Below are 5,387 nucleotides of genomic sequence, written 5' to 3'. Positions count from 1 at the left end.
TGTCAACAGGTGATTTCATGAGGGAAAAATGTGGCATATTTGCAGCGAAAACAGAAAACGCCCCTAAGAAAGCATACTACGCATTACTGGCTCTTCAACATCGCGGACAGGAAAGTGCGGGAATAAGCATATGGAAGAGAGGCATGAAAACATATAAAGGTCTGGGTCTGGTTCCGGAAGTCTTTAAAAATGGCATTTTGGATTCTATGGACTCAAACCTGGCAATCGGGCATGTGAGATACTCCACCTTTGGAGGTTTAAACGAAGCTCAGCCCCTTGAAGTGGAGTGCTGTGGAAAGAAGCTTTCCCTGGTTCATAATGGTACTTTGACCAACTACATGCTTCTGCGCCGGGAATATGAGAAAAAAGGTTTCAAATTCAGAACTTCTGTGGATAGTGAGCTTCTGGGAATCTCCTTTCTAAGCCATTACATGGAGGTTAAGGATGAATTTGAGGCTATGAAACTGGTTTTTAAAGAAGTTAAGGGAGCTTATTCCCTTGCATTCCTTTTTGATGGGAAGATTCTTGTGGCGAGAGATCCCCTCGGCTTCAGACCTCTCAGTTATGGTGAGGGTGATGGCATTTATTTTGCTTCCGAGAGTTCTGCCCTTTTGATGTTTCTTTCGGAGATAAGGGATGTGAAACCTGGAGAAGTCTTTCTAATAGGAGATGAAGTTGAGAGCAGGCTTTTGATGAGGAAGCCTCATGCACACTGTGTTTTTGAGTATATTTATTTTGCACGCCCTGATAGCATGATGGAGGGGAGAAATGTTTATAGAACCCGGATAGAGATGGGTCGACAATTGGCAAGAGAAGATAATGTTGAGGCAGATGTTGTAATAGCCGTTCCGGATTCTGGGAGATCCGCCGCCATAGGCTACTCAATGGAAAGTGGAATTCCTTATGAGGAAGGACTAATAAAAAATCGTTACATCGGGAGAACTTTCATAATGCCGAGCCAGGAGCTCAGAAGTTTGAATGTCAAGCTTAAGCTGAGCCCTGTTGGCGAGGTCATTAAGGATAAGAGGGTTATCCTGGTGGATGATTCCATCGTGAGGGGCACAACAATGAAGCGTATAGTTCTCATGCTCAAGGATGCTGGAGCGAAGGAAGTCCATGTAAGAATATCCTCCCCTCCAATAAAACATCCGTGCTACATGGGAATAGACATTCCAAGCAGGCACGAGCTTATAGCCTCCTGGAAAAGTGTAGAGATGATTAAAAAGAGCATTGGAGCTGATTCTCTGAGATACTTGAGCATAGAAGGATTAAAAAAAGCTGTTGGTATAGAGGATTTATGCATGGCATGTCTGAACGGCGTCTATCCCGAGTATGCTTTTGACCTTTAGGGAGCCTTTGAGCCTGTGATCTTTAGAAAAATTTATACGCTTCCCGTCTCACTATTTTTAGGTGGGTTCATGATAGGCGTCGTCGGTGGGGGGATAGCGGGATTAACGGCTTCAATTGCCCTCGCTAGGAGAGGATTTGGCGTTACACTCATTCATAAAGGCATAAAGAACACAAATTCATATCTTGCTCAGGCAGGGGTGGCATTTCCGGTTCTTGAAGGGGATTCAATAAAATCCCACGTTCTCGATACAATTAAGGCAGGGCGCTACATTAATGACGAGGAGGTGGTTTGGAACGTCATTTCAAAGGGTAGTGAGGCATATGATTTTCTCCTCTCCCTTGGGGTGGAGTTTGAATACACCGAACTTGAGGGTGGACATGCTTTTCCGAGGGTCTTCACGATTAAGAACGAAACTGGAAGACATCTAACTCAAATTCTTTACATGAGGGCTAGAGAGCTGGGTATTAATTTTGTCGAAGGCACTGCTGATGCCCTTGCTATCAAGGAGGGAAAATGTTATGGTGTATTTGTGGAGGGCGAGTTTTTGAAATTTGATGCGACAATTCTGGCTAGCGGAGGATACACGGCCCTCTTCAGGTATACTGCCGGTTCTCCAATGAATACTGGGATTCTCATAGGAGATGCGGTCATGAAAGGGGCTTTAGCAAGGGACTTGGAGTTCGTTCAATTTCATCCGACGGGGTTCATCGGGAAAGAGGGTGTTAAATTGATAAGCGAGGCGGTGAGAGGACACGGAGCCAAATTGGTTAATTCAAAGGGCGAGCGCTTTGTGAACGAACTCGAGCCGAGGGATGTCGTGGCTAGGGCAATCTATGCGGAGATGCAGGAGGGGGAAGTATATCTGGATGCAACACGAATAGAGGATTTTAAGGAGAAATTCCCGCAGATATATGCCTTTTTGATTAGGGAGGGCGTAAACCCTGAAAAAGATTTAATCCCCGTCTCCCCGATAGCCCACTATTCCATGGGGGGTTTGAGCGTTGATCTATGGTACAGGAGCACAATTGAAAATCTCTATGCGATAGGAGAAGCCGCTTCCAATGGATTCCATGGTGCCAACCGTCTGGCGAGCAACTCTCTTTTAGAGTGCATAGTGAGCGGTCTGGAGGTCTCAAGGACGGTATTTAGAGATAGACCACGGCTCGAAGATGTGGGGGATGTCGAGGATACTAGTGAGGAGCCAGGGGATCTGGAGAGTGTAAGGGAGATTCTGTGGGGATATGCCGGGATAGTTAGGAACGACGTGGGCATCAAAAGAGGGTTGAATGAACTGGAGGGTGTGGATGTAGATCCCAGAATTAAACTCCTGGCGGAAGGAATTTTGAGGGCTGCCCTTGAGAGGAGGGAGAGCCGGGGCGCTCACTTCAGGGAGGATTATCCCTTCTCAAGGAAGGAGTTTGAAAGATCGATATTTTTCAGTGCTGCGAGTATAAAAAGAAGGGAGGTTTTCTGATCTCTCCCCATACTGTCCGGATAAGCAGTTGAGACGTTAGGTTTAAGGTTCTGTTCATTTCCTTGCTTATAATCTTTTAATGTATAACTCGGATAGATATGAATTATTCAGTGATCAAAATGCTAGATGCTAGAAGTCATTAGACAACTCTTCAGGTCTCATTTGAACCCTCTGTACACATAGACAAATGGTTGTAGGCACAACATTTTTATCTTATTCGCCTTATTCTCTTTTGATAAGTCATGAAAATAGTTATAGCCACTTTAAATTTGCTGCACTTATAAGATTATTCCCGGGGATAACCATGACAGACGAGAAGTTTGAGAAAGTGATCAAATTAAGTGAGAAATTTCTTGAACCGAGATATGCGCTTTCTTTTGTTGTGATTATTGCAACTATATTCCGGCTCATCCCTTTGAGATATCACTATCTTTTCGGTTATGATCCCTATTTTCACTTGGCTTACATTGAGGAGAGTTTAAAAGCCGGAGAGTGGATGAAATTCATCACTTTTGCCGGTGGTCCATGGGGGTACTTTATTAGTCATCCCCTTGGGTTATACATGACACCAGTTTACATCTACAAGCTCCTCTCGGTTTTTGGAGTTTCCCTCTATAACGCTTTTAGGATAACTCCCGTGATTTTTGGAGTTTTAACAGTAGCTTTCTTTTATCTTGCCATGCTCAACTTCTACGGGGAGAGAGAGGCATTCTTTTCATCATTTCTTCTTGCTGTAATGTTTGGGCATGCTTTTAGGTCAATGGCTAATTATTACCGCGGTGATAATTACATGCTCTTCTGGTACAGCGTGGCTTTATTCGGGATTTCTTTGGCGTTTAAGTATAACGAGGAGAACTGGAAATACAAAAGACACATTTTCTATTTGATTCCTGCCTTTGCCAGCGGCTTGGCTTCCATCTTCTGGAAGGCATACTATCCAATCTTCGTCTTTTTGCTTGGAAATGCCCTTTTCATTGCACTCTGGGCGTTTTTTATGGATAAAAAAAGATATTTCTTGGACTCGGCTTTACTAACTCTTTCCACGGCTCTGGGTGCTTTATTGGCAATTAAGTTTGGAGATATGTATGGACATGGTATGTTGTGGAACAGCTATCTAACTAAGAAAATTGTGGGGAGCATTGGGCTCCAGCTTGGGAGTATAAAAGATTTGTACTTACTAGCCCATATCAAATTGTTTATACCTCTTTCCTTGTTTTTCATTCTTTTCCTCTTTGGACTTACTTATATTTCAAATAAAAAAATCAGGTTTGCCGTTTTTGGAACTGGTCTGCTAATAGGGCTTCTCATGTTTTTTAAGGTTGGTGGTTCTTATGCATCCCTTCTAAAAGAAGCATCAACAGGATTTGGAATATTTAGGAGTGCACCCATACTGGAAACCCAAAAGAGCGGATTTGGGGATCTTTTTACAGCTTATAATTTGGTATTGTTCTTGGCTCCCTTTTATGTTCTAAAATTTAAAAAGCCAAAAATGGCAGATTTCATGACTCTGGGTTTAATTATTCCTAGTCTAATCATGGTTTACTACTGGACCCGCTTTTTGTTTATTGGCTCAATGGCAATTGCTCTCATGGGCGGTGTTGGACTAGTTGCTCTCTATGATTTTGTGATTCCAAGGTTTGAAGAAAGAAAAGCTTTGGCATTAAGCATCGCTTTATTGGTCATAATTCCGGCTTTCAGCGGAGCATTGGGATTTGAGCGTGTTTATCAGGAAAAGCCGTTTATGAATAAAAACTGGGAAAATGCCCTCCGCTATCTGGGGAAGGTCTCAAATGAGAACGATATTGTTTTAGCATGGTGGGATTACGGTCACTGGGTGACTTACTATGCAAGAAGATCTCCCGTTGCTCAGGGAAGTCCAAACAGAAATGTCGCTCGCTTTTTGCTTGGCAATTTAAGCGAAAGATGGGCTATGAACTATGGGGTTGATTACATAATCGTCTCCTATGATACCGCCCTTAAATTCGGGGCAATTTTGGAGACAGCAAACGTTTCAAAGGAAGGCCACTTTTTAATGATTTTGCCGTTGATTTCCAGATTTGGAACACTTATCTTTGAGAAGGAGGGCTATAAAATAGTTGCCCGGTCGGGAGAAGAGTGGCAGGTTCTGGTGAACGCTGAAGGCCAGGTGTTTTCGCCAAAAGAGGCATTTTTGGAGTATAAGAACAACATAACAAAGCTAAATCTCAAAAGCGAAAAAGTTGGGAATGCTTACGTTTATATGAACCTAAACTATGGTTATGCCGTCTTAATAAGCGAAAAAACGTTCAATATCACTTTAGCTAAACTTATGTTCACGAATGAATATGCTAAAGACTATAAACTGATTTACTCTGACGGTGGTTACATCAAGATATTCCACTTCAAGCATCCCAATGTGGTCGTTGAGCGGAATGACGGTGAGATAATCCTTAAATTCGAGAATGCCACTGGGACAAGCCTGGGACTCTATGGATATCTGGAGAACGGGACACTCGTCTTTAAAAAGTGGTACTCTGTGAAGGATTTGAAAGAATTTGAACTGCCGAAGGACATCAACGGGAG

Annotated in this window: 3 protein-coding genes; all 3 read left to right on the top strand. The window is 43.0% G+C overall.

Going from position 1 to position 5,387, the window contains the following annotated elements; translation table 11 throughout:
• Nucleotides 1-17: 17 nt before the first annotated feature.
• Nucleotides 18-1,349 (top strand): amidophosphoribosyltransferase, encoded by a 1,332-nt coding sequence (purF, locus tag ACXJGZ_RS05290; RefSeq protein WP_293256560.1) that lies wholly within the window; start codon nt 18-20, stop codon nt 1,347-1,349.
• A 69-nt stretch (nt 1,350-1,418) separates the two neighbouring features.
• Complete coding sequence (locus tag ACXJGZ_RS05285; RefSeq protein ID WP_456398470.1) at nt 1,419-2,825, top strand: L-aspartate oxidase; 1,407 nt, start codon at nt 1,419-1,421, stop codon at nt 2,823-2,825.
• A gap of 304 nt (nt 2,826-3,129) precedes the next feature.
• Nucleotides 3,130-5,387 (top strand): oligosaccharyl transferase, STT3 subunit (locus ACXJGZ_RS05280; protein ID WP_456398468.1); only part of this gene is annotated, 2,258 nt, incomplete at its 3' end.

Source organism: Palaeococcus sp. (in: euryarchaeotes), assembly GCF_053987695.1.
This window is presented reverse-complemented; position numbering and strand designations above follow the sequence as displayed.

Excerpts from the sequence above, each read along its gene's own strand:
- purF (WP_293256560.1), top strand. The coding sequence starts at position 18 with ATGAGGGAAAAATGTGGCATATTTGCAGCGAAAACAGAAAACGCCCCT.
- ACXJGZ_RS05285 (WP_456398470.1), top strand. The coding sequence starts at position 1,419 with ATGATAGGCGTCGTCGGTGGGGGGATAGCGGGATTAACGGCTTCAATT.